Here is a 24,555-nt window from a genome sequence, read left to right as displayed (position 1 = left end):
ATTAATAGCCACCATTTCCATTGTAACAACCACCAGCATAAGCACCACCATTTAAACCAACAGCGCCACCGAGAAGTCCTCCGGTCATCACCCCTCCCAAGAAGCCAGCTAGAGCACCACCAACACATGATGGACTGAGTGAACCTTGACTTGGTTTATTATAGCTACCATTCTTTGCTGGGTATCCTGAGTAGTTTTTATTAGATGAACCACCATCACCACCACCATCAACCATTGAAATTTCATCAACACTTAAGTTATACATCAGTTATTTCCTTATATTTAATTACAGTAGAAGAGTACTGCGCTCATAGAAACTATCTAGTTAACCAACCTTTCTTCTTGCCTAGAACTTCATCTGAATAACCAAGTAGGTTAGGTAACCATGTAATAAACTCCAACAAAGCGGAATATACCGGTGCTTTTAATACTTGTAGATTTGAAAAATCACTGGATAAATCGAAATCTTTTATAAAGGACCGCACCAATAGAAAGTAGACTATTATGTTTAGAAAGCCGATTACTATAGGAATCCAAATACCCATTGTTACCATAAATCCAAATAAAATAATGCTAGATGGAAATATGTACTGTGTCGCTGTCAAGAGAAACCAAGGCGATGCGAACAAGCCAGCTATCCAATGTGTTTTCCAAGCTTCGGCATAGGCCTCTACGCGACCTCGAGACCAGCGTCGGCGTTGATTGAACAACCCTTTAGTATCAGTTGGACATTGAGTTGTCGCCTTTGCTTTAGGTGCGTAACCTGTTCGATATCCATTTGATAGTGCTTTCCAACACCAAGCAATGTCTTCAACTAACCATTCACTCCATCCTCCTAACTGTTTTACAACGGACGCTCGGTGAGCGACAAACGCGCCTGCTAATACCGGAACACAACCCAGTTTGTCTTGAGCCGCTCTTATCGCGCCATAGAAACTAACATGTTCATAGTGTTGCAATTTACCAATGAAACTCTCGTTATGATTCTCTGGCGTGATGTAACCGCAAACAGCAGCGTATTTTTCATCAGACCAAAGCCTAGTGACTAGCTCATAGATACCATGGGGCTCTACATACGTGTCACTGTCTACAACGACGTACGCATCGCCAGTAGCAACGCCAAGCTCTAATACATGATCGAGTGCGTAGCCCTTTCTGCCTCCATTAACAGCCCTTTCTACAATTTGAAAGTCTTGTTTTAGCTCGGTCTTAGAAATCCAGTCTTTAACTTTAGCTATTACATTATTAGTAGACCCATCATCAATAACTATTACTTGAATTCGACTTGAATAGATCTGATTATTCAATTTGTCTAATGCACATAGCAAGTGCTGTTCATTTTCGTTATAAAAAGGTAAGAATATTGAAACTTTAGGTTCGAAATTATTATTGTATCTAGGCTTTTTAAGTTTGTAACACCCAAACAAGACAAGAGTAGTACAAAATGAGAGTAAAGAAGTAGTAATCAAGATCGCTTCTATCATGTCAATCATAATCATCTCGCTTATGACAAGTAATCGTTAATAAATTGACTAACTGTCCGATAGTCATAATTTCCATTCAAATGACCTTGAAGCATAGTAAACGATGAGTATCTGGCTTTTCGTAATGGGAACCTAACAGATTTGATATTAAACCCAATAGATTTCGCTTCAATGAGCAATTCCTGACGAAACTTACAATCGTTAAATCGAGTAATAAACCTGCGTTCTTCGCATTTGAAGCGCATTTTTAAAAAGCGTGATTTATCGATATTCGAAGGTGAGTAATCTTCGACACCTAGCTCTAATAACAGAAATTTATTCTCATATTGTTCCAATAATTGCGAGAAATCATATGAGTACTTTCTTATTTGACTTGGTGTCAATTCGCCTTCTGAGTAGTGATTAAACGTATCTATGAAGTTAACCAGCCAGGATTCTATGAGTTCATGGTCATCCCATACCGCGCCGACACCATTTGCCAAAACATAATTACCAAAATCTGGCACCGCTGTTATGGTACCAAAATCTAAAAATCGACCATCAATCGATATGTTCGAGCTTGTTAGAGAGCCGTGTGGGATCCCTTTCACTCTTGATGCAGCAATCTGGCAAGCCAGACGGTCTATCATGTTATTTAAAGTTTCTTCTATGGAACTAGTATCCAGTCTCCCTAAAAGGAGTTTAGAAAGATAAGGGATAGTCTTCCGAACACGAAGTGCGTCATTATCACGGAGATAACTGTATTTTTCCTCAGGCCAAAAAAACGTGCAACGCTCAAAATGAGCTGGACGAACACAAACCTGCCTTATTGCTAGGGCGCAATGTTTGTCAATTACGTCGTCTGAGTACTCATACACATGCTTTACGTTTGTCTTGATTATAGCGAGTGTGCGTATTGCTCCGTAAGGCAAATGCTTATGACAAATTTCACCCCAAATCGCTTCGCTGATCGCTTCATCTATAAACAACTTACCATGTGAATGACTTTCAGACATATTTGCAGCTACTAATGGGTTACGTCCTATCCCCTTGATTTGAAAGTACCCATTTAAGCCACATCTTGCACTTCCTCCATTACACGCTTCATGTCTGGAGCCGTACCGGTCTGCTAAAAACTGTTTTTTGTCATTGGTAGCGATTCTCGACTTCTTGGTATAGCCCTTAGACACGTAGCTAAAATTCTCAATCAATTCATCTTTAATTGCATCTTCATCAAGTTCAATTTCATGATCTTGGATAAGCTCTTTATTTAACCACACTACTTCTGTTCCTCTTATTTTATAAGCATCAAACGGAACAAAGGACTCTTCAGGTAAAATATCATTAATATAGGGAGTGTTATCCTTAGAAGTAAACCTGTATGTTTTAAGAAATTCAGCAGCCATAAATACTCCGCTTATTGGTTTTAATTATGTTTCCAGTTTCATCACGAACACATATATTAACTTCACTTCTTTCTATTTTTGTAGATGACAAAAAATTCTTGTATAGAGCTCTCAACTGGCTGAATGTGTTTTTCTCCGAAAACCAATCTACAACAATTAAATTCTGGCCTTCATTCCAGTTCATTGGCTTAAGCGAGAACCTAGCTTGAGTCATGTACTTAGATAGTGTTAGATCATCAACCCACGCCCAAATAACATACCCAGTAAACTCAACATCGCTTGATAGCTTTAAAAGTTTATACTGTCTATGTATAACTGCGGGTTTTATCCAGTGTAGGAATGAAGCCAAATTCAATTCCTTTCTCTTGTCACACTTAGCCATCACCTCAACAAATAGGCCTAACTCGTGAGTTACCTCTATCTTTGTTAAAGGCCCATAAGGTAACCCGGAAAATTGACTATTAAATTGGCAAACAGAAATATTTTTCATAGCAACCTGCACAAGCATTTCTATTGAGTACGGTCTCTATTGAAAAACAAAGACAGAACATAATCGCATTCACTTGCACCTTTCCTCGTATCACTTCACATAATGAATCAGTGACAAACACAATTATTTCATTCTTTTACGAGTTCAATTAAGTCGCAGAGCTTATCTAGCAACCTAGTGTTCGGCTGATATAAGGCTAGATGTAATGACGAAGAAGAGAAACGTTTTAGATGTTTCACTGAACCTATCATTCAGATGTATGTCATTTGGAGTGATTCTAGATCGTAAAGAGGAATTACGATAAAAGTGGTTTGCTAAGTGTCACACTAAAGGTAAAGGTCATAAAACAGTGTTTGTGCCACCACCTAGCCCTTGGCATAGAGCTACGGCGAGGAACACGATTTAGCACGTTAGCTGTCACCCCCAGCTTGGTCTCAGCTTTAGCAAAGCTGCCTGTTTTGTCTCGAATGAGCCTTTTGATAGGAATAATAGTTTTGAAAACACAAGCACACGTGGAACAGAGCCCCCTACGATGCTCTCTCCATAGACAATGAAGCTAGAACCACCCGCATGGTACAGCGTTGGATTTAGTGACCACCGACTCACTTCAGATGCCTACCGCCATCAAGGTGCAATGTTCTTCCAGTCATGTAGTGACTTGCCAGAACAAACTTGATTCCATCTATTACTTCCTCAAAACCGGCCTCTGCAGGGATCAGAGCTTTAGCTTTGTACTCTTCATCGTCATGCTCATTGAATTTGAGCATGGCCGGAGAAATAGTATTAACTTTAACCTTGGGCGCCAGCATTGTAGAGAACGATAGCGTCAAGTTATTGAGTGCAGATTTACTGGCGGCGTAAGCGATGTGTTTTTTACTGCCTTTTTCGGCAACATAATCACTAATGTGGATTATGTCTGACGTTGTATCACCAGACATAAGGTGGTCTTTGAGCGTTAGATTCACCAAGTAAGGCACGGTTGCATGTATTGTCATCATCTGGTTGATAATGTGTGCCGCATCCTCTGCTGGGTTCTCCTTGCTCTCCGGTTTCCAATCGGATGCGTTATGAATGATGGCTCGAAGTACTTTGTACTCTTGACCTACATAGTCAAGAAAGGCCTCTAAGCTATATTCTTGATAGAAGTCTACCTGCTGGAGATCGGCACCATTGTCGCGGAGGTGTTGTAGTTGCGGATAGTCAGTTCGGTAAGCACCAACCACTCGGTATCCATCAGACAAAAGCTGCTGAGCAAGCGCAAAGCCCAGTCGCTTCCCCACACCAGTTACTAGAATCGTTTCACTCATCTCAAAAACTCCGCTCTAGTTTGTGGGTTGGTTTTGAAGGTTCCACCGAGAGCAGTTGTTGTCGTTTCAGAATTGGCATCCATGACGCCTCTCGATTTGATGCAGTAGTGCGTCGCTTTGATAGTGACAGCGACATTCTCTGTTTCTACTAGCGTCTGTATGGCGACTAGGATTTGCTGGGTGAGTCGTTCTTGAACTTGGGGACGTTGGGCAAAGAATCGAACGATTCTGTTTATTTTTGATAACCCAAGTATTTTTGATTTAGGGATGTAAGCGACCTGTGCTAGCCCATCAATGGTAATGAAATGGTGTTCGCACGTTGATGTTAAATCGATATCTAACACATTGACCATTTCGTCAACTGACATCTTGTTGTCTATGACGCTGATCTTTGGAAAGTTGTCGTAATCCAGTCCAGAGAAGATTTCATGTACATACATCTTTGCAATACGATGCGGTGTTTCAGCAAGACTGTCGTCGGTGAGATCAAGTCCAAGGGTACTAACAACTTCCGTTAGGAGGCCTTTGATCCTGTTGTATTTCTGATCGCTACTCATTTCACTCGCAGTCATTGGGGTTTCAAGCCCTTTTGCTATAAGAGCTTCTCTCACTCTATTTGCTTCGATACTAGGCATTAGAACTCTCCTCGGACGGTTTCATTATCTGCTTCATAACTCAAGGTAAGCGAGACGGAATCTGCAAAACGTAACGCATGGGGTTTGTCTATCGTTACCTTTGCGTATCGCACCCACGAGTGGTCGATACAGATCCCGAGTACGTCGCTGGTGAGTTTTTCTAGAAGCAGAAACTTGCCGGATTCCACGTGCTGAATGATTTTTTTGCATATGTTTTTGTAGTTGAGCGCGTTATCCACATCATCAGCAAGGCAAAGCTTGTTTGCTGGATAATGGATTTCTGCGTTTATTACGACGTCTTGCTGCTTCGTTCTCTCATCCTCATTAAAACCAATAAAGGTACGTAGTCTGAGATTCGTGATGGTAATGATTGCGTTGTTATTCATTGTAATTTCCACTCATCAGAAGGTGATGTCGATCACGTGCCGGTTGTAGGAAAAGATCAAACAAGGCACCAGCGACAAGGTGGTCAGACGACTATTTGAGAAATTACATGACTAGGAGAGAGTGAGCTCAAAAGGTATAACTTGTGTTTTCTGGCTCGACTGATCGAAGTTATCCCAGATTTGCTGAAATGAGATGGACAGAGCAGGATGAAGTTCCTCCGCCGCAACATCAACCAGAGGTCGCAATACAAACGCGTACTCGGTAATTTCACCTCTCGGTAATTCAACTCCGTCGATTATGCCTACTCGCTCATCGTAGAGAAGAATATCAACGTCCAATGTACGTGAAGCGTATTCTTTAGTTACACGCTGGCGTCCATTCTCTCGTTCAATTTGTTGCAAAACCCTCGCTAATTCTGCGATAGCAAGGTCGCATTCGAACCGAACGACTAGATTCAAGAAATTATCCCCCTCGAACCCAACAGGCTCGCAATCGTAGAATTTAGATATGAGTAGGTTTGCAAAGCGGTTATTCAATGCCTTGAGGGATTGCGTAATGTGATATTCGCGGTTGATATTACTTCCGATACTGACATAAACAGTCACCATATTATTTTCCCGTTTTTTTCCCGTTGGATACGTGCCAGGATTTATGTCGATCAGTGTCGTAGAAGCTGCGTGCTATTTTTTCCCCTAGTCTTCTAACTTTATCTGATTAAAAACCCGGTTTGAGTACATAGTCAAAGCGGGCCAAAAAGCGAAGGCGCTCCGGGTGCTTGAGTTCTGATGACTAGAGAGGTTGAAATTAGCGGCGTACATCTAATTTAGATGGAAAGACAATTAAAAAGAAGCCTCAATATTGAGGCTTCTTCGTTTTACTTGAACCTATCAAGCAGCATAACTAAACATCAGTGTATAATCGTCACCATTCTTCGCTACGTACTCTTTATCTTCATTACTCGCAGCTGGATGACGCTTTTCATCGCCCTTCACCAAGCTAACCCAGTGGCGTAAGCCCATTTCTTGTGTTGCGCCGAAAGTCGTACAGGTTTCGATTTGAATATCGTCAATTTCCACATACTCAAGACAGCCTGTGCCTTTTTTGCGACGTGCTATGGTGATCTCTACGTGAGTGCCGCTTTCGTCGCGAAATAGGATGTTGTCAGGGCTGCATTCGTCACCGGCGTATGCCACAAAGTGTTTGTTGTTGCGAAGACCGCTGTGTTGTCCATTCTTGAAGTAAGCTTGCACGTGCCGGTAGTTGATTTCGTAGCTTACTACGTCTTCGTGTGAGCCGTTTTCTAGTGGAAACAGTGTGTCTAGCAGTTGCTTGGACATTTTCTGTTTTTGTGTCATCTCACCAGCGTCGACCATTTCAACGGCAAACACGGCTTGTGCGATAAAGTTTTGTGGGTTTTGTTGCTCTGTCTTATCGAATGTTTGCATGTTCATAGTCTATTCCTTCAGCTGCTTTGAGTACTGCATTAACCAAGCTCTGTTACTTCTTTATGACCGTTTGGTTACCGCTTGATTTTCAGAATAGCGCTTTTTTACAAACAATTTCACAACAAAATTTTTACACTGTCAATTTTACAAAAATGCACTCTTACACATTTCGTTTTTCATCAATCTCACGAGCAAAAAAAGCGCAAACCATTGGTTTGCGCTTTGCTTCTTTACGTTGAATTAGTCAGTTGCTGATTGAATATGTCAAACTTCTTATTCTAAGCAGCCCCTTTATCCGACAAGCGCTCCTCGACCGTTGCATCATCGCTCTCAGGAGGCTCACTCGTAGTACTGTCACTCAATACCTCTGCAAGCGTCGACTTAGATAAATGGCCTTGTAGGTCACCATTATCATCAACCACAGGCAGCGGATGATCACTGTCGAGTGTTTCTGGAATGACTTCTTCAAGCAAAGCATCACTTTGAACAGCGGGTACGTCATCTAGCAAGTCTTCCGGTATCTCTTTGTGATAGTCGTTTTTGTTCACTTGCTCCAATGTTTCTTGAGTAATGACACCTTGGTATCCATCATCGTTGACAACATATCCGTAATCTTCTGAAGATTTACGCATCTGACTGATGGCCTCGCCTAATGTCTCCGCGGTGATACGCAGAACAGGAGGTTGCATGACAGTTTCAACGGTCAGTGCTCGAGCTCGATTCACATCTTTAACAAACGCTTCTACATAGTCGTCTGCTGGGTTAAGCAGGATATCGACGGGCTTGTCTTGCTGCACAACGACACCGTCGCGCAAGATGGCGATACGGTCACCGATACGAAGTGCTTCATCTAAATCATGGGTAATGAAAATGATGGTTTTGTGGAGCTTTTCCTGAAGTTCGATTAGCTGATCTTGCATCTCACTTCGAATCAGCGGATCGAGTGCAGAGAAGGCTTCGTCCATCAGTAGGATCTCAGCATCAGTACACAATGCTCGGGCGAGTCCAACACGCTGTTGTTGTCCGCCAGACAACTGGCTAGGATACTGCGCTTCATAACCTTCTAAACCAACGGTTTTTATCCAAGACTTTGCAGTGTCTAATCGTTTTGCCTTTTCCATCCCTTGGATTTGCAAACCATAAGCGACGTTATCAATCACGGTTTTGTGCGGAAGTAAGCCAAAGCGCTGGAATACCATTGACATCTTGTGGCGTCGAAACTCACGCAGTTCTTTGTCAGAAAGCTTCATGACATCGGAACCATCAACAATGATCTCTCCTTCACTTGGGTCAATAAGACGGTTGAAGTGTCGAATGAGTGTTGATTTTCCCGAGCCAGATAGCCCCATAATCACAAAGATTTCTCCCGGATAGACGTCTAGGTTGATGTCTTTGAGGCCAAGGGTATGTCCGGTACGCGCTAGGAGGTCATCTTTTGATTCGCCATCCTTCACGGCTTGAAGATAGGACTTATCTTTAGGACCAAATATCTTATACAGATTCTTAATTTGAATCATAGGTTGAGGTTGAGTAGTGCTCATTATTCTCTACCTCCTAAGTGAGCTTGGGTACGTTTTGCATAGCTTTGTGAAACACGGTCAAAAATGATGGCAAGCGCCACAATAGCAAGACCATTAAGTAAACCAAGCGTGAAATATTGGTTGGTAATGGATTTTAGAACTGGCTGACCTAAACCCTTCACACCGATCATCGATGCAATCACGACCATCGCAAGTGCCATCATGATAGTTTGGTTGATACCCGCCATGATGTTAGGCATTGCCAACGGTACCTGCACACCAAAAAGGCGCTGGGCCGGACTAGCGCCATATGCGGTTGCGGCCTCTAGTACTTCTTTATCTACGAGTCGAATCCCTAAATCAGTCAAACGTATGACTGGTGGAATCGCGTAGATCACAACAGCAATGACGCCAGGGATTTTACCGATGCCAAGTAGCATGACGACAGGAATCAAATACACAAACGCTGGCATGGTCTGCATTATGTCAAGTATAGGGGTAATGATGGCTCTGGCTTTTTTGGACTGAGCCATGAGGATCCCGGTGGGTATCCCGAGGGCTATTGCGAGCATGGTTGAGACTAAAATGATGCTCATAGTTCGCATCGTATTGTCCCACATGCCGAAGAAGCCGATAACAAAGAAGGCGATACCAACAGAAGCACTGAGTTTCCAAGATCGACTCGCGACATAAGCGAGACCAACCAAAATACCGATGATTAGCCACCATGGGCTAGAAAGTAGTAGCTTCTCAAACCAAATCAAAAAGCTTAATAATGGGTCAAATAGAGATTCGATGGTGTCGCCATATTCTCGAGAAAAGTCTCGATAGGCACCATCTAGCGTTTTTCGTATTTCTAGTAGTTGTTTGCGGTCTAACTGAGGTATTTCACTCAACCACGTGGCATTAGACATCTGTTACTCCTTGATTACTTCTGCCAGAAGCAGCAATTAGCGCTGCTTTGTGTTCGCATTCAAAAATGGCGAACTTGTATCAATTAATTAAGGGGCTATCCCTCTAGCCCCTTTTACTACCGACTCGGTTTATAGTTCATCTACTGCTTTTTGTACTTTTGCAGCGACATCAGGTGTTAACCATGTAGACCACGTTGACTTGTACTCTTTCATAAAGTGCTCAACAGCGTATTCGCCATCGGCTTGCTCGTCTTCCATCCAAGCCAAAAGACCGTTCATTTGTGCGTTGGTAAACTCACGCTTAGCAAAGTACTCCATTGCCTCTGGAGAGCGCTTAGCAAAGTCTGTGGTAACAACCGTTTCCACGATTGATGGTGGATACATAGTTGCTTTAGGCTCTAGACAAGTTTCTTGAGTGATACACTCTTTAAACATCGTCTCATCAACACCACTACCGAAGTCAACTTTAACCATTTTGTACTTACCGAGAACGGCTGTCGGTGCCCAGTAGTAACCAAACCACGCTTCTTCGCGCTCATAAGCTTTAGCAATTGAGCCTGAAAGACCCGCACCTGACCCTGGATCGATAACTTCAAATCCTTTTTCTTCCATACCTAGTGCAGTGAATAGATTGCCAGCAGAAATTTGGCAGTTCCAACCAGCAGGACAAGAATAAAATGCTGATTTGCTTGGATCTTCTGGGTGCTTAAACATTTTAGCGTTGGCTAACACTCCCTCAATCGTTGCCATTGATGGGTCTTTGGCAACCATATACTCAGGAACCCAAAATCCCTCTTCGCCACCATCGGTTAGAGTGGTACCTGCATATTGAATTTGACCTTCTTTCACGCCCATATCCAGTGCTTCACGCATAGAGTTACTCCAAAACTCTGGCGCAATATCTGGCTGGCCTTTAGAGATCATAGAAGCGCCCGTTGGTTGGGTATCACCCGGTACGAGCTCAGCGTCGCAATCGAATCCGTGCTGAAGTATGAATTTGTCGACATTCGCGATTAGGGTTGCAGAGTTCCAGTTCATATCCGCAATGGTGACCGCACCACACTCGTCAGCCGAGGCAGTTTGAAGAGAACTTGCAGCGAGAAGAGACGAAAACAATAACGTCCTAGTTAAGTTTTTCATAGTAATTTCCATATTGGTTTTTCAATAAGTGTATGAACAGTGGGTTATTATTACAAACTTCATTTACATTCTGTTTACAACCAAAAGTCTTCGCCTTAACGGCGATGCTTGCGTTGCGCATGATAACTCTGGATGTCAGCACGCCTTTAGCGCTCATGCCTCTATGACAGGTTTCTTCATGGTCGTAGGTAAGGTTAGGTGGAATGTTTTCTGGAAGAACAACCTGCACTACTTTGCCATTTTGAAGGCCAATCAGTGCTTTTTGCATTGCGCGTGGGATGAACGGACTCGAAGCCGAAAAAGCCTCATCCGTCGATAGAATATTTGGTTCAGAATCGAGAGCACGAGCTAGACTTACACAACTAGTCATATCGTCCTACTGTTCATCAGAGATTGTTTAAGCGTAAGCATTCCGGTCCGCGTACTCAAATGCAGAAAACGGCGCTCGATTACGTGTGCAACGCTCGTTCTATCAACATCGAGTGCGAGCATCCTTCCTGTGTAATCCCCAAACGATGTGTGTCGTCCCTTAACTTCCAGAATGGGATCCATGTTGAGCTGTCCTTAAAAGCACTTTGTAATGTAACGTTTAGCACTCTAAGTAAACTAGAGCACAAATTCAAGGTATGACATTCTGTTAACAATAAAAAAGCCCCCATAAACAGGTGCTTTTGATTGATCATTAAACATCAGTAAAACAGGGTAAGATATTGTTAATAAAAGGAATTATTAGGCAGATCATTCCTAGGCCTTGATGGACTGCAAATTATTTTAAGTTTTTGATATCAAACGCAACAATTAGCAACCCCTTGACAAATGAGTAGCAATGCAAATTACAGCGAAATATTTATTTAGTACTCTAACTTTTTAAGTTCAAATCAACATTAAACGAAGCACTAAAACCATCTAACACTAATCGAAATCTAATGCTTCCACTAGGACCGAAAGAGGATGAACGCAGGACAAACGCGTGTTCTCTTCTATCTGCCAGCGGCAGGTTTCGCAGTCAGAAATCGCATAGTCGGCATCCGACTGGTTGATTTGTTCGAACAAGCCCTTACCTATTTCCATAGAGACATCGTAGTTCTCTCGCTTATAACCATACGTACCCGCTAACCCACAACATTCGCTATCCAACACTTTAACCGTCAGCCCTGGGATCATTTTCAGTAGCTCAATTGTGAATATATGATCGCCACTGCGCTCTAGGTGACACGGGGTGTGATACACAATGGTTTTGTTGACGGGTTTCATCGCTGGAATGTTGCCTTCTCTACATTCACTCAGCATAAAGCGGCTAAATAGATGTATCCGATCCGCGACTTTTTGATTGTCTACATCTAAAATGTGAGGATACTCCTCTTGTAAGGTGAAAGCGCAGGTTGAAGAGGTGGATATGACCGCTTCAGAGCGACCTGTCAGGGCTTTCTCGAGATGTTCCACATTGAGTTTGGCATTCTTCTGCGCCTTACTATGAAATCCATTGGCAATCAAAGGCACACCGCAACACTTCTCACGTTCGAGTAACTGTACGCCAATGTTCATGGCATTCATGACACGGATAAAATTCTGCCCAACACTGTGGTCATTGTAATTAACATAACAACCGTGAAAGTAGCTCACTTGGCGTCGATATTTGCTCTGGTCTGGCACATGCTTCTTGTACCAAGATCGAAACGTTCCGTGGGAGTATTTGGGTAGTAACTTATGATCATGCACTTGAATCGTATGATGCATGACTTTCTTAACGACCGATTGCTCAGTTAGTTTGTTTATCACCGGCGCAAAAGGTGTCGCCAAAGAACCAAACAAATCAGTGTGGCTTAACACGTAGTCGCGTGCGGTAGTCAGGCTAAGCGGCTTACGCCCATGCTCTCTTCGAGCGACAGCGATAATGTCACCAATCCTAACCCCGGACGGACATGCTGTTTCGCAGCGTTTGCAGTTGGTGCAGAGCTTTAGCACATCGTCAAAAAACTCAGGACTTTTTAATCTTAGTCTTTCACCATCTGGGCCGCACTGTTTGGGTCCTGGATATTCTGGATTGGCTTTAGCGACAGGGCAATACACGGTACAGACAGTGCATTTAATGCATTTTTCAAATGATGGCGATGGGTGCTCATCACCAATATTAGTTACAGCAATGAGTTCAGCTGGACGTACTGCGGTCATGCCATCTCTCCTTTTCTCTGCTCACTTATCGCTTCGGGAATGGTGCTTACGGATGATTTTGCAATGACATGTTCAGCGACTTTATATCCAGTGCTGATTGCAACGCCACCCCCACAGCCATGTGCAATCGGTTCATAGTGGGGCAAAATAGAGCCAGCACAATAAAGGTTTTCCAACGTTCTACCTGCTTTGGTAGGCTGAAAATGTTGGTTTGTCTCAACGCCAAAGCTTAAGAATGGGTGTGATAATTGTGAGAAAAACCGCTCTGAATACCACTGGTCTCGCGACCCTTGGGTAGCAATATCGAGGTCAAAAATAGGCTCAGTAACCTTGTTGAGACCTGCAACCAAACCTTTACTGAAGAAACTGCCGGTTGCTAAAACAAAGTACTCGGCATTGATAGGCACTGTCTTTAGTTTTTTGGTATAGATACACGCCAAAGACAGCTGTTCACCAGATGGTCTAAACACACCGCTTGTCACCTCATCACCGACATGTAACGTCCCCCCAGCTTCGATAAACGCGCGTCTTAACGTGTCTTCTACACGAATTCCCAAGAGTGATGGAGGCATGGTTGGCACTTCGTGAAAACGCAGGTGCGTTTCTTGTGCCAACTTATCCATCAAGGTAAGACCATCTCCATTTCCCAATAGAGAAGGCAAGATGACAAGATCGTTGGGAGTAGCAACGTTTCTTAACTGCGAACAAAATTGAGAGAAATGTTGGGGTTGGCGCAGCAGTCTCGATACGTCTATTGAACGAAACTCATGGCAGTTTCGAGTTTCTAAACCCGCCGCATCAAGGCCGACTTTGACCACCTTCACCTCGATTCCTTCGAGCTCTGGCATAGAAGCGAGCTTGGCCCTAGCTATCTCAGGTTGAAAGTCACGAAACCCCTCTACAGAGACAAGCACGATGCGCTTGATGCTAGAGAGTGCAGCATAATCAAAGTCTAAAGGAAACACATAAGGTTGTGATAGCCATGTCGCTTTGAGTGAACCTAAACTCGCGATTCGATAATGGTTTTCTAGCGACTGATTATGATTCAGTGGTAATCCATGATTGCCAACAAACTGCTTAAACCATTGCAACGATTCAAGGACGCTTGCTCGACCTATTTTGGAATAAGGATGTTCAGGCATCTGTTGAGTCAAACGATCGATCTCATCGAACGGGGCTCTTACCGCTTTGCCATCGATTGGGGAATGACTGAGCACATCAATTGAACCTGAGGAAAAGTGCATAGCACTTTGTCCATGGCTTACCATGGCGGTCTTCAACCCTTGTTCAAGGAACCGCAATGCGCTGGTGTAACCAGCAACTCCACCGCCGATAACGACAACGTCATAGTTAATCATTGCAACTCCTCCCCAACTGGGCTGCGAGTCGACTCAGTATTAGTGAGCTCATCAGCACCAAATAACCCTTGATAAATCCAGTAGCTAAACTCCGCTTCTCGTAGCGCATCCCCCCACAAAACGGGCTTGGTGCCTTTCCAGCGCTCTTCTAAAAAGTCGGTAAGAATCTCCCCTACCTCGATTCCAGAAAAATTGCCGTAATCTGCCATTAAGCTCGCCGCTCGATAACTACAAAGCTCTCCTTGGCAAGGCCCCATACCTAGCCGAGTTCTCCGTCTAAGGTCGACAAGGTTATGTACATCAAGCGCTTTAATCGCATACTCGATCTCGCCGGCAGTCACCATTTCACATTCGCAAATGACAGATTGGCTTGCTTTGTCGTCAGATAAAAAGCCGAGTGCTCGCTCACCATGGCGATCAATCGCAGACTGATAGACAGGTTTTGCAATGCTTGCTGTGTTTTTCGTCTGTTTAGGAGAATTAACCGAGCCTGGCAAGGGAGTCGTATGAGTCGTACAAGGGGTAGTGTTACCCAGCTTTTGTGCTACGGAATCAGTCGCCATCTCAGCCATTAAGCGGTAAGTCATGAGTTTGCCGCCGGTAATTGTCGTAAAGCCATGTAAGCCATCATGCTGCGCATGATCGACAAGCACGATACCTCGGCTTATGTTGCGACCACTGCTATCTTCACTTAAAGAAACGAGCGGTCTCACTCCCGCATAAGCTCTGAGTACTCGGCTATGACTCATAATCGGCGCAAGCTTGGCACCTTCTTTTAACAAGGTATCGACTTCTTCAGCGGTAACGTGGAGGTTATCTATCTGGTCATAGTCAATATGTTCCGATGTAGTACCAATAAGCGAAATGGTATCCCCGGGTACCAGAATGTCAGCGTCAGATGGTTTACGGCAGCGGTTGATTACTCGATTATTAATACGATAATCGAGTATCAATAGTGACCCTTTTGCTGGAAACATCTTCACACTAAGGTCTGCATATTCGCAGATCGTTTGCCCCCAAATACCCGCAGCGTTAATGACCTCTTGCGCGAAAACCTCAAAGGGTAAATTTGTGCGAGTATTGAGTGCATTGACGCCTATTACGCGATCACCCTCTCGAATCAAAGAAGTCACAATACAGTGACTAAACAAGCGCGCACCGTGCTCTTTAGCATCAAGCACATTGGAAGCACAGAGGCGAAAAGGGTCGATCGTGCCGTCGGGCACTTGGATAGCACCTAGCATCTTTGGATTCGCATTTGGCTCAAACGCAAGCGCTTCTTTGGTTGTTAGGCGCTTAGTCTCGATTCCGGCAATATCGCACGCTGCAATAAACTCATCCTGAAAGCTCAGTTCATCTTCTGGCAGAGTGATAAAAAGACCGCCCGTATCCTCAACACAATGAGCGGCTATGGACTTGAGTATGCGATTTTCTGCAATACATTCGGAGGCAGATTCAGGATCAGTGACAGCATATCTAGCGCCTGAGTGCAGTAGTCCATGATTTCTCCCTGTTGTACCCGACGCGAGATCATCACGCTCAATTAAAATGCAGTCGATGCCTCGAAGTGCGCAATCACGCATGATGCCTGAGCCTGTGGCACCGCCCCCTATGATGATGACGTCTGTTTGATAACGAGCTGTTGCTTTCATTGCATTTTACCCACTGAATATACGCACAATTATTGTGGCATTAAAATGCAACCAGTTTCGCGATTTCGCTCACAAATGCTCGTTCGAGCATTTATTTTTGCTCATTTGCTTTCGATTTGAAGTGTAGGTACAAAAAAACCAGCCATATGGCTGGTCCTATTGACTAAAAACAAGTTATGAAAAACTAGGCAACTTCGATATTTATATCGTTTTCTTTCAGAACATTGCATATTTCTTGGGGCGGTTTCATATCGGTAATGACCAAATCGACTTCTTCAATGCCACCGAGTTTCACCATGGCGTTTCGACCAAACTTACTATGATCAACGCCCAACAAGACGCTTCGGCTGTTTTCGATAATTGCTCGTTTTACACGAACCTCATGGTAATCGAAATCTAACAGCGAACCATCATAGTCGATGCCACTTATGCCAAGAATACCGAAGTCCAATCTGAACTGAGCAACGAAGTCGATGGTTGATTCCCCGGTTACACCACCGTCTTTTCCACGCACTTCACCCCCTGCGAGTATGACTCGAAAGCTTTCTTTGTGCATGAGCATTGAGGCAACGTTTATATTGTTAGTAACAATACGTAAGTCATTGTGTTCATTCAATAAAGCTTTGGCAATCGCTTCAGGTGTCGTGCCAATGTCGATGAACAGTGTCGCGCCATTCGGTATGTGTTTGACTAGCTGAGCGGCGATCCTTTCTTTCTCAGCCTGACTCGATACCTTCCTGCTCTGATAGGATGAATTTTCAGAACTCGTCACTATGGTCGCACCACCGTGGTTACGCTTAATTTTGTTCGCATCCGCTAATTCGTTCAGATCTCTACGAATGGTTTGCGGGCTCACATGAAACTTATCGACCAAATCTTCAGTACTGACGTACCCGTGTGTCGTCACCAATTCGATGATTTCCTGATGTCGCTTTATCGCTTTCAACCACACTCCCTCGCGTTCAAACTATGTTATTACCTGAGTTTACTGTGTCTTGCACATGTTTTAAATAGCGCCAAACCGAAATGTATTCCCTCTTCACTAAACGCTCAATACCCGAGCAAAAATACACATTCAGCTGCATAAAAAACCCTTTAAACGAACATTAAATGTGCTTTAGTTAACATTTATGAACATAATGCGAACATTTTTAACTTTCGTACGCACATTTGAGATCTGACCGAGATTTCCATTTTTTTATTTTGGCTACAATCCTCACCGCATTTGATGGCATATGAATCAAGACCAAGGAAAGAACTATGAGTATAAAAAAAGATCCTGCGTTACTCGGTCAGTGTATCGCGGAGTTTATTGGAACTGGCTTGTTGATATTTTGGGGGGTCGGATGTGTGGCGGCTGTGGTATTAACCGGCGCTGAGTTCGGTCAATGGGAAGTCAGTATCGTCTGGGGTTTAGCGGTAGCGCTAGCTGTTTACTGTACGGCGGGTGTGTCCGGAGCACACATTAACCCTGCGGTGACAATTGCGCTCGCAGCGTTCCATGGCTTTGAGAAGCACAAGGTACTGCCTTACATTTTTTCTCAAGTTGCCGGAGCGTTCTGTGCGGCTGCTTTAGTCTACGGCTTATATAGCAACTTATTTGTCGACTGGGAAGTCGCTAACGGAGTAGCCCGTGATACGCCAGAGGCGCTTGCTACCGCGGGCATCTTTTCCACTTACCCTAATGCATCACTCTCATTTTTCGGTGCCGCTGCGGTCGAGTTTACGATTACTGCAGTACTGATGTTTGGGATCTTAGCCTTTGGTGACAGCAACAATGGCGGTGAGTCACGAGGTGCAATGGTGCCACTTCTCATTGGCTTATTGGTTGCAACTATTGGTGGCTCGCTTGGTCCACTAACAGGATTTGCTATGAACCCTGCTCGTGATTTTGGGCCAAAACTGTTCGCATATTTTGCGGGTTGGGATTACGCGTTAAGCGGCGCTAGAGACATCCCTTACTTTATCGTTCCAATCTTTGCCACCATTGCTGGCGGTCTATTTGGCGGGTGGCTGTACCCGAAAGTGATTGGCGCTTACCTTCCTGCTGCAGGTGGCTGCACTAGCCCAGCTCAATGCGATGACGAAGTGGAGGTTAATGACACCGAAGCTCACGTGTAAACACAACAACTCTATCCCCTACAAATAATGAATAAAAAATGAAAACAGAAGGACACTATTATGACTAAGAAATACATCGTCGCTCTCGATCAAGGAACCACCAGCTCTCGTACCGTTGTTCTCGATCATGATGCAAATATTGTCAGTGTCGCGCAGCGAGAATTTACTCAAATCTATCCAGAAGCAGGCTGGGTTGAACATGATCCACTAGAAATTTACGCGACGCAGAGCTCTACATTAATCGAAGCTCTGGGTCAAAAAGGCATTACCTCCGACGAAGTCGCTGCTATCGGTATCACTAACCAGCGTGAAACGACTATCGTTTGGAACAAAGAGACGGGCGCTCCCGTCTACAACGCTATTGTTTGGCAGTGTCGCCGTACCGCAGAGATCTGTGAAGAACTAAAAGCACGCGATGGCCTTGAAGCTTATATTCGAGAAAACACGGGTCTTGTTCTCGACCCTTACTTCTCAGGCACCAAGGTTAAATGGATTTTAGATAACGTAGAAGGCGCTCGCCAGCAAGCCGAGGAAGGCAAGCTGATGTTTGGTACCGTGGACACTTGGCTAGTTTGGAAGATGACCCAAGGTCGCGTTCATGTCACTGACTACACCAACGCATCAAGAACCATGCTATTTAATATCAATACTCTAGAATGGGACGAACGCATTCTTAAAGAGTTTGATATCCCACTTTCGATGATGCCTGAAGTCAAACCTTCGTCAGAAGTTTACGGTCAAACTAACATTGGTGGTAAAGGTGGCACGCGTATACCTATCGCTGGTATCGCAGGTGATCAACAAGCCGCGCTATTTGGTCAAATGTGTGTCGAACCAGGTCAGGCGAAGAACACCTACGGCACGGGCTGTTTCATGCTAATGAATACGGGTAAGGAGAAAATCACCTCTAAAAACGCTTTGTTGACGACCATCGCTTGCGGACCAAAAGGCGAACTTGCTTACGCGTTAGAGGGTTCGGTATTTATGGGCGGCGCTTCTATTCAATGGCTACGCGATGAAATGAAACTGTTAAATGACGCCAAAGACTCTGAATACTTTGCTAACAAAGTCGAATCCAGCAATGGTGTCTATGTGGTTCCAGCCTTTACTGGTCTTGGCGCACCCTACTGGGATGCTTATGCTCGCGGTACCATCATTGGCATGACTCGAGGCACAGGTGCAAACCACATCATTCGCGCAACGCTTGAAAGTATCGCTTATCAAAGCCGCGATGTGATCGATGCGATGCAAGCCGACTCTGGAATCAAGCTAGCTTCTCTGCGCGTTGATGGTGGCGCAGTCGCGAATAACTTCCTGATGCAGTTCCAAGCGGATCTATTGAACACAGAAGTACAGCGACCTCAAGTTGTTGAAGTCACCGCTCTCGGTGCCGCATATCTAGCAGGTATCGCAGTTGGGTTCTGGAGTGGTTTGGAAGAGGTGTCTGATAAAGCTGAAATCGATAGAACCTTCACACCATCTGATGATGAAGAAAAACGTGAAGCACGTTACAGCGGTTGGAAACGAGCAGTGCAAGGCGTATTGAGCTGGTCTGAGATTGCGCATGCAGACAAACGCTAAGTAAAGTTAACGCGTTACTCTAATAAGTTAGCTCTCTTTATCTCAAGGTAGAGAGAGCTAATATCACCACTCGCTACATTGTGCTCTATCCATCATTTCATTCCCCATGCAAGATAGAAGTAACCCGCCCCCACACAAAGACATAGCGGTGAATAAAGCCATGTATCCAATCGAGCGAACTGGCCTTGTTGGTTTTTCTTACTAAAACCAACTAGGTTGAAGTCTCCCACCGCCCTGAGAACAAAAATTGCGCCTACGAATAATGCCATCCACTCAATATAATTTTTGAGTGTCTGAGGTGTTGCTATTGCGTCAGTCAAGCTGAGAGACAATAACGCGAAAACAGCAAGAGCGGCTGCAACAAGCAAAGTGATCAACGCACCCGGAGTGAATGCCTTGCTACCTTCGACGACCGGAATCGCTAGATGGACGCCTTTCTTGCCGCCAAAAGCCCAATAAACATGTATCAGTGAGATTGCGAATAGAATGCCAGAAATAGTGAAAGCAATGAGTAAAGGCATTGAGTTTCCTCTAGAGAGTGAATGTGGGATTGACTTTCGTTTTACTCTTCCACTATGCACTTTCCAATATCAGCAATAGTTTTACGCTCCTTTACACCCATGTTTGTGTCATGGGCTGCATTCACATAAATATCACTTGAAACTTGCTTGTAGCACTTTAAGCGATGCTTAGTAGCCAGTCAGCTCCATGTATCCGCGACCTTGGTGAGTCCCTTCTATGGTAACGGGTCCTTCCCAATAAGGGACGGTCAGAGGCATTTTCGCCAAAGGATTGAGCGCCTCTATCGTTAAAGTAATCTCATGGCTGGGTATCTCAAGATGCCATACTGTGGGATAGTCAGAGCCTTGAATAGAGACCGTGTCTATAGCTTTGAGTGTAAGCTCATGCGATGATATTGAAATTCCCGAGCGGTCACGCCGCATCAGTTGACCATAGGCATAACTCGCATCGCCAGTCTCACTGTCTCTCAACTGAAATACCACCAAGCTCGTATCATTGTCGAGTCTAAGCGCAAACCAATCCCACCCTTGCTGTGAACCAAGCAGAAACTGCGGGCTCCATTCCCTATCAATCCAACCCTGCCCTGTCACCTTATGTTGTTCACCTTTGAAGGTAATCGTGCCTTCGACATCAATAAAAGGCTGGCTATAGTAATGTGAAGCAACTGAACCATCCGCGCTTTTGACACTGTAGCCCTGCTCACCCTGAAGTTGAAACGACGATTCACTAACAAGATTAAGCGAGTAACTGAACTCCTCTGTAGCTACGTTCAATGACGCTGGGAACATCTCATCAGAGTTAGAGCGCCATTGCCAATCGTCGAGAAAAACACGAAACGGTGACTTAGCCACCCCTGCCATCTTAGGATGAGCACGAGACCATTTTTCGGCAGCTAAATGATGAGTAGAGTTGGTGATCGCGCTGTGCGCCATGTATAGCTGACTGGTTTCCCAGCCTTGATTAGCAGAGCCATTTGACGCCAGCGCAATGCGAAACTGAGTCCACTGAACGCCAAATGTTTCACCTTCAGACGTGACTAAGTTTGCGGTGAAGTACCACCATTCATATCGGTAGTCTTCATGTGCTTGGTGGTCTTCTGGAAAACGGAGTTGCGTTTCAGGTGAGACCTTAGTAAATGCCCCACTATCTTCTCCCAACCAAGAGCCAAAACCTTGTGGTTGACTCTCCTTACAACCGACTAAGGTCAGCGCTAACAAAGCTACGCTTAATGGTTTCAGCATTACAACACCTCGCTTTGTAGGCTCGACATAGCGGGTTTAGACACTAAGCGCCACAGGGGTAACGCCGTGGCTGCTGATGCGGTAATAATACTCACGAAGCAGAGCATCGCTATATCACTCCAACTCCACACAAATTGCAGACTCCAGCCAAAAGCACGGAGGGTAATGACGTCGGTTAAGACATAGCCAACTAAAGCGCCAAGCGGTAACGCTAAACAGAGTGTAAAACAGACTAACAGCACCATTTGCATCACGACCATCATCAAAAGCTGGGCGCTTCTAACACCTAACGCATAAAGTCTTGCAATGGCAGCTTTGCGAGCTTCAATCAACATATAACAGGCACTGAACAGCCCAATAACCGCCACCAGTAAAGTCACGCCATTCAACGCCTTGGTTACCGCGAAAGTTTGAGAGAAGATTTGCAATGCGATCGTTTTGATTTCTTGCTGATCATAGAGCTGATTGTCACTCAAGCCAAAGCGCTCGATAAGCTGCTGGCGCATGACATCATTGTCTAGCTCCGTTTGGATCCCTAGACTGGTTGGCACTGATGAAAAACCAGCGTCTCGCCAGAGCGAAGGTGAAATCAAAAGCTCTCCTGTCGGGGAGCCATAGTCGTAGAAAATAGCGCCGATTTGAAGTGGGGTATCCACCACTGATGATAGCTCGGGAACCAGGACTTCATCGCCAAGCGATAAACCGAGCTTCACCGCCATCGGTTCACTGATCGCAACCATCTGGTTTTGGTAAAAGTTCGACCAAAATCCATCAACCATAGACTTCGCAACCATGGTTTCCTCAAGAGTATTGTTATCTTTTGTACCGAGTTTAGTGGGTAGGCCTTCGATATTGGTATCAGTGTAGCTCTGAGTATAAATAGCCGAGACGCCTGGCATTTCACTAAGCGCACCTTGAATCGCTTCCATTTCACTTTGTGCAGGACTTATATAGATGTCAGCATGAAGCCTCTGCTCAAGCCACTGTTTCAGGGTGTGCTCAAAACTCACGACTAAGGTATTCATTGCAAGGTTCGCCGTCATCGCTAGTAGCAAAGCCATCATCGCAAGCGACAGTGGAGCAATAAGCTCCTTGAGCTCTGCAACCAGATAGTGTTTCAAGCCAACCGAAAACACCTTTTCCGCCCTATGACTGAGTACCAATAAGCCTTTGGGAAGATACAAAGGCGTCGCGACAATAAGCAAACCAAGCCAAAGCATAGTGACTCGAAAATGGTTACTTAGCCATAGGCCAATGACAGCAAGAAAAGTCAGTATCAGAGCTGCAATAAATAAACGACTCGTATTTTGTGGTGCGGGTAGCGCGTAAAATCCACTGTGAATAGAAAGTGGCTGCTGAACACTTCCCTTGAAGTGATGCCAACACGCACCGAGCGCTGCGACTAGCGTGATTAGCAGTGCTTGGAGTAACCAACTCAAATGCCATGTACCGGGTAACAGCTTTGCCCCATAGAGCTGCTCTAAGGTCAGCGCGACGGTCGGGTGAAGCCAGTGACTGAGCTGCATTCCCAGTACAAAACCAAGCAGTGAGCCCAGTGACACCATGACCGCGAGCTCTACCAACAGAGCAGAAAACACAGTGTTTGCGGTCACGCCCGCTTGCTGCAACTGTACCAAGAGTCTGCGTCTTTTGAGTAAGCTGTATTTGACGCCATTGTAGGCAATAAATAGCCCCACAAGAAACGCGAGCATACTCATAGCCGTTAGATTTAAATGAAAACTATCAGTAAGCGAAGCGAGATCTGAGCTTTGCGTATTCTCTATCCATTGAGCTTGGCTTCCTATTATCTCTAACCAACTATCAAAGCGTTCACGAGAGGCATCAAATACTGCGATATAGCTCAGTTTCCCTTGTTTTTGTAGCAATCTTTCGGCAAAGCTGATGTCCACCAGCATCCGATTGCCCAATTGCCACTCATCGGGAACCGCTAAAAGACGTGTCTCAGCATTATCGAGTTGCAAAACACTCGGTTTGCCCAGTTGCTCAAAGTGGGCAGAGCTCACCAAGGCGATGGGCTCCCCCATGAGCATGTTCGTTAAGGGTAAATTTCCATCAAACAAAAAGACATCTTGTCTCTTCTCACGCTCTGAGTCGTTGCGATTCGCTGTCCGGCTCATTGTTGCTGTTACTGCCGCAACAATGTCACTGCCCTGTACTGAAAACCGGCGTCCCGTCTCGTCGCGCACTCGCCCTTCTAACACCGCAAGAGACTCGCTCATTCCAGCACTGCGCAACGAGAAGTAAAGCTGGCTGTCGATATGCTTCTGACCACTGGGTGGCACTATAAAATACTGCGCCGGTAGACTGAGCTGCTCTGCTGCATCGGAATAACTGCGTTTAGCATTGAGGTTTATCGCCTGCACTGCGACAAACAACATCACGGCCAACACTATCCCAATGAGAATAGATGCTGCCTGTAATGGCGCTTGAAAGTAGTGCTTGCTGTATACACGCAGCACAACAAGAAGGTGGTGAACACTAGCTCGCTTCATACAACTGCCCGTTAATAAGCTGCAAACGAGACTGCATAAAGCTTGCGCATTCTGCGCTGTGCGTCACCAAGACAATCGCTGTGTTGCCTTGATTTGTGATAGTGGAAAGTAGCTCCATGACCTCTAAGCCAGATTGCTCGTCGAGGTTCCCTGTCGGCTCATCCGCAAGCAGCAGTTCTGGCTGGCTCGCAAGTGCTCTCGCGATGGCCACTCTTTGTTGCTGCCCTCCAGACAACGCGGCAACATGTCTGTCAAGCAAGCTCGCCAGCCCTAAAGTCTCAACAAGGTAATCACACCAATCATGCCAGCCTCTGCCCTCTAATGAGAGTGGAAAGGCGATGTTTTGTCTTACATTGAGTGGAGTCAGTAAGTTGAACTGCTGAAACACCACCCCAAGCTTATGTATCCGAAAATGGCTCCACTGTTTGTCATGCCAGTTTGTGGTGTCTTGTCCTTCGAGATAAAGCTGACCAGCATTTAACGGCTCAAAGCCAGCAATAATGTTCATCAAGGTACTCTTACCGCTGCCACTCGCGCCCATCAACGCAGTGCTCGATCCTGCCTCAATCTTTAAATGACAATCATTAAGCACCGAGTGCTCTTCCACACCATCGGTGAACTGCTTAACTGCGTTTTTGAGTGAAACCAGCGAGTCATTCGCCATACCTTCCCCTTTTATCAAGACGGT

The 24,555-nt window shown here is 45.0% G+C and carries 23 protein-coding genes; 2 read left to right on the top strand and 21 right to left on the bottom strand.

From position 1 onward, the window contains the following. Nucleotide 1 precedes the first annotated feature (1 nt). The 17 genes from J4N45_RS06825 to J4N45_RS06745 form a co-directional block, all read right to left on the bottom strand. Nucleotides 2–265: a hypothetical protein gene (locus J4N45_RS06825; protein ID WP_252014232.1), complete on the bottom strand. Its 264-nt coding sequence runs from the start codon at nucleotides 263–265 to the stop codon at nucleotides 2–4. A gap of 52 nt (nucleotides 266–317) precedes the next feature. Next, entirely contained in the window at nucleotides 318–1,493 is a 1,176-nt protein-coding gene (locus J4N45_RS06820) for a glycosyltransferase family 2 protein (protein WP_252014231.1), read from the bottom strand. Between the two features lie 11 nt (nucleotides 1,494–1,504). Beyond that, nucleotides 1,505–2,869: a protein adenylyltransferase SelO family protein gene (locus J4N45_RS06815; protein WP_252014230.1), complete on the bottom strand. Its 1,365-nt coding sequence runs from the start codon at nucleotides 2,867–2,869 to the stop codon at nucleotides 1,505–1,507. After that, nucleotides 2,859–3,359, bottom strand: coding sequence for a toxin-activating lysine-acyltransferase (locus J4N45_RS06810; protein WP_252014229.1), 501 nt, complete (start codon nucleotides 3,357–3,359; stop codon nucleotides 2,859–2,861). Before J4N45_RS06810 ends, J4N45_RS06815 begins: the two co-directional genes overlap by 11 nt. Nucleotides 3,360–3,961: 602 nt before the next feature. After that, nucleotides 3,962–4,666, bottom strand: a complete 705-nt coding sequence (gene folM / locus J4N45_RS06805) for a dihydromonapterin reductase (RefSeq protein WP_252014228.1) — start codon at nucleotides 4,664–4,666, stop codon at nucleotides 3,962–3,964. After that, a complete protein-coding gene (gene folE / locus J4N45_RS06800; RefSeq protein WP_252014227.1) occupies nucleotides 4,663–5,301 on the bottom strand; it encodes a GTP cyclohydrolase I FolE in 639 nt (212 codons plus the stop codon). Before folE ends, folM begins: the two co-directional genes overlap by 4 nt. Then, nucleotides 5,301–5,687 carry a dihydroneopterin triphosphate 2'-epimerase gene (gene folX / locus J4N45_RS06795; protein WP_042475366.1) on the bottom strand — a complete coding sequence of 129 codons (387 nt, stop codon included), beginning with the start codon at nucleotides 5,685–5,687 and terminating at the stop codon, nucleotides 5,301–5,303. Before folX ends, folE begins: the two co-directional genes overlap by 1 nt. Before the next feature lie 111 nt (nucleotides 5,688–5,798). After that, complete coding sequence (gene folK, locus J4N45_RS06790; protein WP_252014226.1) at nucleotides 5,799–6,296, bottom strand: 2-amino-4-hydroxy-6-hydroxymethyldihydropteridine diphosphokinase; 498 nt, start codon at nucleotides 6,294–6,296, stop codon at nucleotides 5,799–5,801. A 279-nt stretch (nucleotides 6,297–6,575) separates the two neighbouring features. Then, a complete protein-coding gene (locus tag J4N45_RS06785) occupies nucleotides 6,576–7,139 on the bottom strand; it encodes an aldolase/citrate lyase/malate synthase family protein (protein WP_252014225.1) in 564 nt (187 codons plus the stop codon). Nucleotides 7,140–7,411: 272 nt separating this feature from the next. Next, nucleotides 7,412–8,674 carry a quaternary amine ABC transporter ATP-binding protein gene (locus J4N45_RS06780; RefSeq protein ID WP_252014224.1) on the bottom strand — a complete coding sequence of 421 codons (1,263 nt, stop codon included), beginning with the start codon at nucleotides 8,672–8,674 and terminating at the stop codon, nucleotides 7,412–7,414. After that, complete coding sequence (locus tag J4N45_RS06775; protein ID WP_234493950.1) at nucleotides 8,674–9,567, bottom strand: ABC transporter permease; 894 nt, start codon at nucleotides 9,565–9,567, stop codon at nucleotides 8,674–8,676. The genes J4N45_RS06780 and J4N45_RS06775 overlap by 1 nt, the downstream gene beginning before the upstream one ends. 129 nt (nucleotides 9,568–9,696) lie before the next feature. Next, nucleotides 9,697–10,707 (bottom strand): ABC transporter substrate-binding protein, encoded by a 1,011-nt coding sequence (locus tag J4N45_RS06770; RefSeq protein WP_234493951.1) that lies wholly within the window; start codon nucleotides 10,705–10,707, stop codon nucleotides 9,697–9,699. Beyond that, nucleotides 10,691–11,077 carry an ATP-binding cassette domain-containing protein gene (locus tag J4N45_RS06765; protein ID WP_252014223.1) on the bottom strand — a complete coding sequence of 129 codons (387 nt, stop codon included), beginning with the start codon at nucleotides 11,075–11,077 and terminating at the stop codon, nucleotides 10,691–10,693. The genes J4N45_RS06770 and J4N45_RS06765 overlap by 17 nt, the downstream gene beginning before the upstream one ends. 542 nt (nucleotides 11,078–11,619) lie before the next feature. Continuing rightward, nucleotides 11,620–12,879: an anaerobic glycerol-3-phosphate dehydrogenase subunit GlpC gene (gene glpC / locus J4N45_RS06760; RefSeq protein WP_252014222.1), complete on the bottom strand. Its 1,260-nt coding sequence runs from the start codon at nucleotides 12,877–12,879 to the stop codon at nucleotides 11,620–11,622. Then, nucleotides 12,876–14,237 carry a glycerol-3-phosphate dehydrogenase subunit GlpB gene (gene glpB, locus J4N45_RS06755; RefSeq protein ID WP_252014221.1) on the bottom strand — a complete coding sequence of 454 codons (1,362 nt, stop codon included), beginning with the start codon at nucleotides 14,235–14,237 and terminating at the stop codon, nucleotides 12,876–12,878. Before glpB ends, glpC begins: the two co-directional genes overlap by 4 nt. Beyond that, on the bottom strand, nucleotides 14,234–15,889 hold the full coding sequence (gene glpA, locus J4N45_RS06750; protein ID WP_252014220.1) for an anaerobic glycerol-3-phosphate dehydrogenase subunit A: 1,656 nt from the start codon (nucleotides 15,887–15,889) through the stop codon (nucleotides 14,234–14,236). The genes glpB and glpA overlap by 4 nt, the downstream gene beginning before the upstream one ends. Nucleotides 15,890–16,073: 184 nt before the next feature. After that, complete coding sequence (locus tag J4N45_RS06745; RefSeq protein ID WP_128650176.1) at nucleotides 16,074–16,835, bottom strand: DeoR/GlpR family transcriptional regulator; 762 nt, start codon at nucleotides 16,833–16,835, stop codon at nucleotides 16,074–16,076. A gap of 314 nt (nucleotides 16,836–17,149) precedes the next feature. On the opposite strand from J4N45_RS06745, the gene J4N45_RS06740 reads away from it, so the two are divergent. Together J4N45_RS06740 and glpK are read left to right on the top strand one after the other, a co-directional pair. Further along, nucleotides 17,150–18,010, top strand: coding sequence for an MIP/aquaporin family protein (locus J4N45_RS06740; protein ID WP_252014219.1), 861 nt, complete (start codon nucleotides 17,150–17,152; stop codon nucleotides 18,008–18,010). Nucleotides 18,011–18,067: 57 nt separating this feature from the next. Then, nucleotides 18,068–19,591, top strand: coding sequence for a glycerol kinase GlpK (gene glpK / locus J4N45_RS06735; protein ID WP_252014662.1), 1,524 nt, complete (start codon nucleotides 18,068–18,070; stop codon nucleotides 19,589–19,591). Nucleotides 19,592–19,683: 92 nt separating this feature from the next. Here glpK and J4N45_RS06730 read toward each other — a convergent pair whose 3' ends face one another. The 4 genes from J4N45_RS06730 to J4N45_RS06715 form a co-directional block, all read right to left on the bottom strand. Then, nucleotides 19,684–20,112 (bottom strand): DUF3995 domain-containing protein, encoded by a 429-nt coding sequence (locus J4N45_RS06730; RefSeq protein ID WP_252014218.1) that lies wholly within the window; start codon nucleotides 20,110–20,112, stop codon nucleotides 19,684–19,686. 168 nt (nucleotides 20,113–20,280) lie between these two features. Further along, nucleotides 20,281–21,354, bottom strand: a complete 1,074-nt coding sequence (locus J4N45_RS06725; protein WP_252014217.1) for a lipocalin-like domain-containing protein — start codon at nucleotides 21,352–21,354, stop codon at nucleotides 20,281–20,283. Then, the gene (locus J4N45_RS06720) at nucleotides 21,354–23,867 is read right to left on the bottom strand and encodes an ABC transporter permease (RefSeq protein ID WP_252014216.1); all 2,514 of its coding nucleotides are present in this window, start codon (nucleotides 23,865–23,867) and stop codon (nucleotides 21,354–21,356) included. Before J4N45_RS06720 ends, J4N45_RS06725 begins: the two co-directional genes overlap by 1 nt. Next, complete coding sequence (locus J4N45_RS06715) at nucleotides 23,854–24,531, bottom strand: ABC transporter ATP-binding protein (RefSeq protein ID WP_252014215.1); 678 nt, start codon at nucleotides 24,529–24,531, stop codon at nucleotides 23,854–23,856. The genes J4N45_RS06720 and J4N45_RS06715 overlap by 14 nt, the downstream gene beginning before the upstream one ends. Between the last annotated feature and the right edge of the window lie 24 nt (nucleotides 24,532–24,555).

The sequence above is a fragment of the Vibrio sp. SCSIO 43140 genome, assembly GCF_023716585.1.
GTDB lineage: Bacteria > Pseudomonadota > Gammaproteobacteria > Enterobacterales > Vibrionaceae > Vibrio > Vibrio maritimus_B.
Note: the sequence above shows the minus strand (reverse complement) of the source record. Positions and strands in the feature narration are given on the sequence as shown.

What these genes read in the sequence shown, in the direction of transcription:
- J4N45_RS06825 (WP_252014232.1), bottom strand. Translation starts at nt 265, where the DNA reads ATGTATAACTTAAGTGTTGATGAAATTTCAATGGTTGATGGTGGTGGT.
- J4N45_RS06820 (WP_252014231.1), bottom strand. Translation starts at nt 1,493, where the DNA reads ATGATTGACATGATAGAAGCGATCTTGATTACTACTTCTTTACTCTCA.
- J4N45_RS06815 (WP_252014230.1), bottom strand. Translation starts at nt 2,869, where the DNA reads ATGGCTGCTGAATTTCTTAAAACATACAGGTTTACTTCTAAGGATAAC.
- J4N45_RS06810 (WP_252014229.1), bottom strand. Translation starts at nt 3,359, where the DNA reads ATGAAAAATATTTCTGTTTGCCAATTTAATAGTCAATTTTCCGGGTTA.
- folM (WP_252014228.1), bottom strand. Translation starts at nt 4,666, where the DNA reads ATGAGTGAAACGATTCTAGTAACTGGTGTGGGGAAGCGACTGGGCTTT.
- folE (WP_252014227.1), bottom strand. Translation starts at nt 5,301, where the DNA reads ATGCCTAGTATCGAAGCAAATAGAGTGAGAGAAGCTCTTATAGCAAAA.
- folX (WP_042475366.1), bottom strand. Translation starts at nt 5,687, where the DNA reads ATGAATAACAACGCAATCATTACCATCACGAATCTCAGACTACGTACC.
- folK (WP_252014226.1), bottom strand. Translation starts at nt 6,296, where the DNA reads ATGGTGACTGTTTATGTCAGTATCGGAAGTAATATCAACCGCGAATAT.
- J4N45_RS06785 (WP_252014225.1), bottom strand. Translation starts at nt 7,139, where the DNA reads ATGAACATGCAAACATTCGATAAGACAGAGCAACAAAACCCACAAAAC.
- J4N45_RS06780 (WP_252014224.1), bottom strand. Translation starts at nt 8,674, where the DNA reads ATGAGCACTACTCAACCTCAACCTATGATTCAAATTAAGAATCTGTAT.
- J4N45_RS06775 (WP_234493950.1), bottom strand. Translation starts at nt 9,567, where the DNA reads ATGTCTAATGCCACGTGGTTGAGTGAAATACCTCAGTTAGACCGCAAA.
- J4N45_RS06770 (WP_234493951.1), bottom strand. Translation starts at nt 10,707, where the DNA reads ATGAAAAACTTAACTAGGACGTTATTGTTTTCGTCTCTTCTCGCTGCA.
- J4N45_RS06765 (WP_252014223.1), bottom strand. Translation starts at nt 11,077, where the DNA reads ATGACTAGTTGTGTAAGTCTAGCTCGTGCTCTCGATTCTGAACCAAAT.
- glpC (WP_252014222.1), bottom strand. Translation starts at nt 12,879, where the DNA reads ATGACCGCAGTACGTCCAGCTGAACTCATTGCTGTAACTAATATTGGT.
- glpB (WP_252014221.1), bottom strand. Translation starts at nt 14,237, where the DNA reads ATGATTAACTATGACGTTGTCGTTATCGGCGGTGGAGTTGCTGGTTAC.
- glpA (WP_252014220.1), bottom strand. Translation starts at nt 15,889, where the DNA reads ATGAAAGCAACAGCTCGTTATCAAACAGACGTCATCATCATAGGGGGC.
- J4N45_RS06740 (WP_252014219.1), top strand. Translation starts at nt 17,150, where the DNA reads ATGAGTATAAAAAAAGATCCTGCGTTACTCGGTCAGTGTATCGCGGAG.
- J4N45_RS06730 (WP_252014218.1), bottom strand. Translation starts at nt 20,112, where the DNA reads ATGCCTTTACTCATTGCTTTCACTATTTCTGGCATTCTATTCGCAATC.
- J4N45_RS06725 (WP_252014217.1), bottom strand. Translation starts at nt 21,354, where the DNA reads ATGCTGAAACCATTAAGCGTAGCTTTGTTAGCGCTGACCTTAGTCGGT.
- J4N45_RS06720 (WP_252014216.1), bottom strand. Translation starts at nt 23,867, where the DNA reads ATGAAGCGAGCTAGTGTTCACCACCTTCTTGTTGTGCTGCGTGTATAC.
- J4N45_RS06715 (WP_252014215.1), bottom strand. Translation starts at nt 24,531, where the DNA reads ATGGCGAATGACTCGCTGGTTTCACTCAAAAACGCAGTTAAGCAGTTC.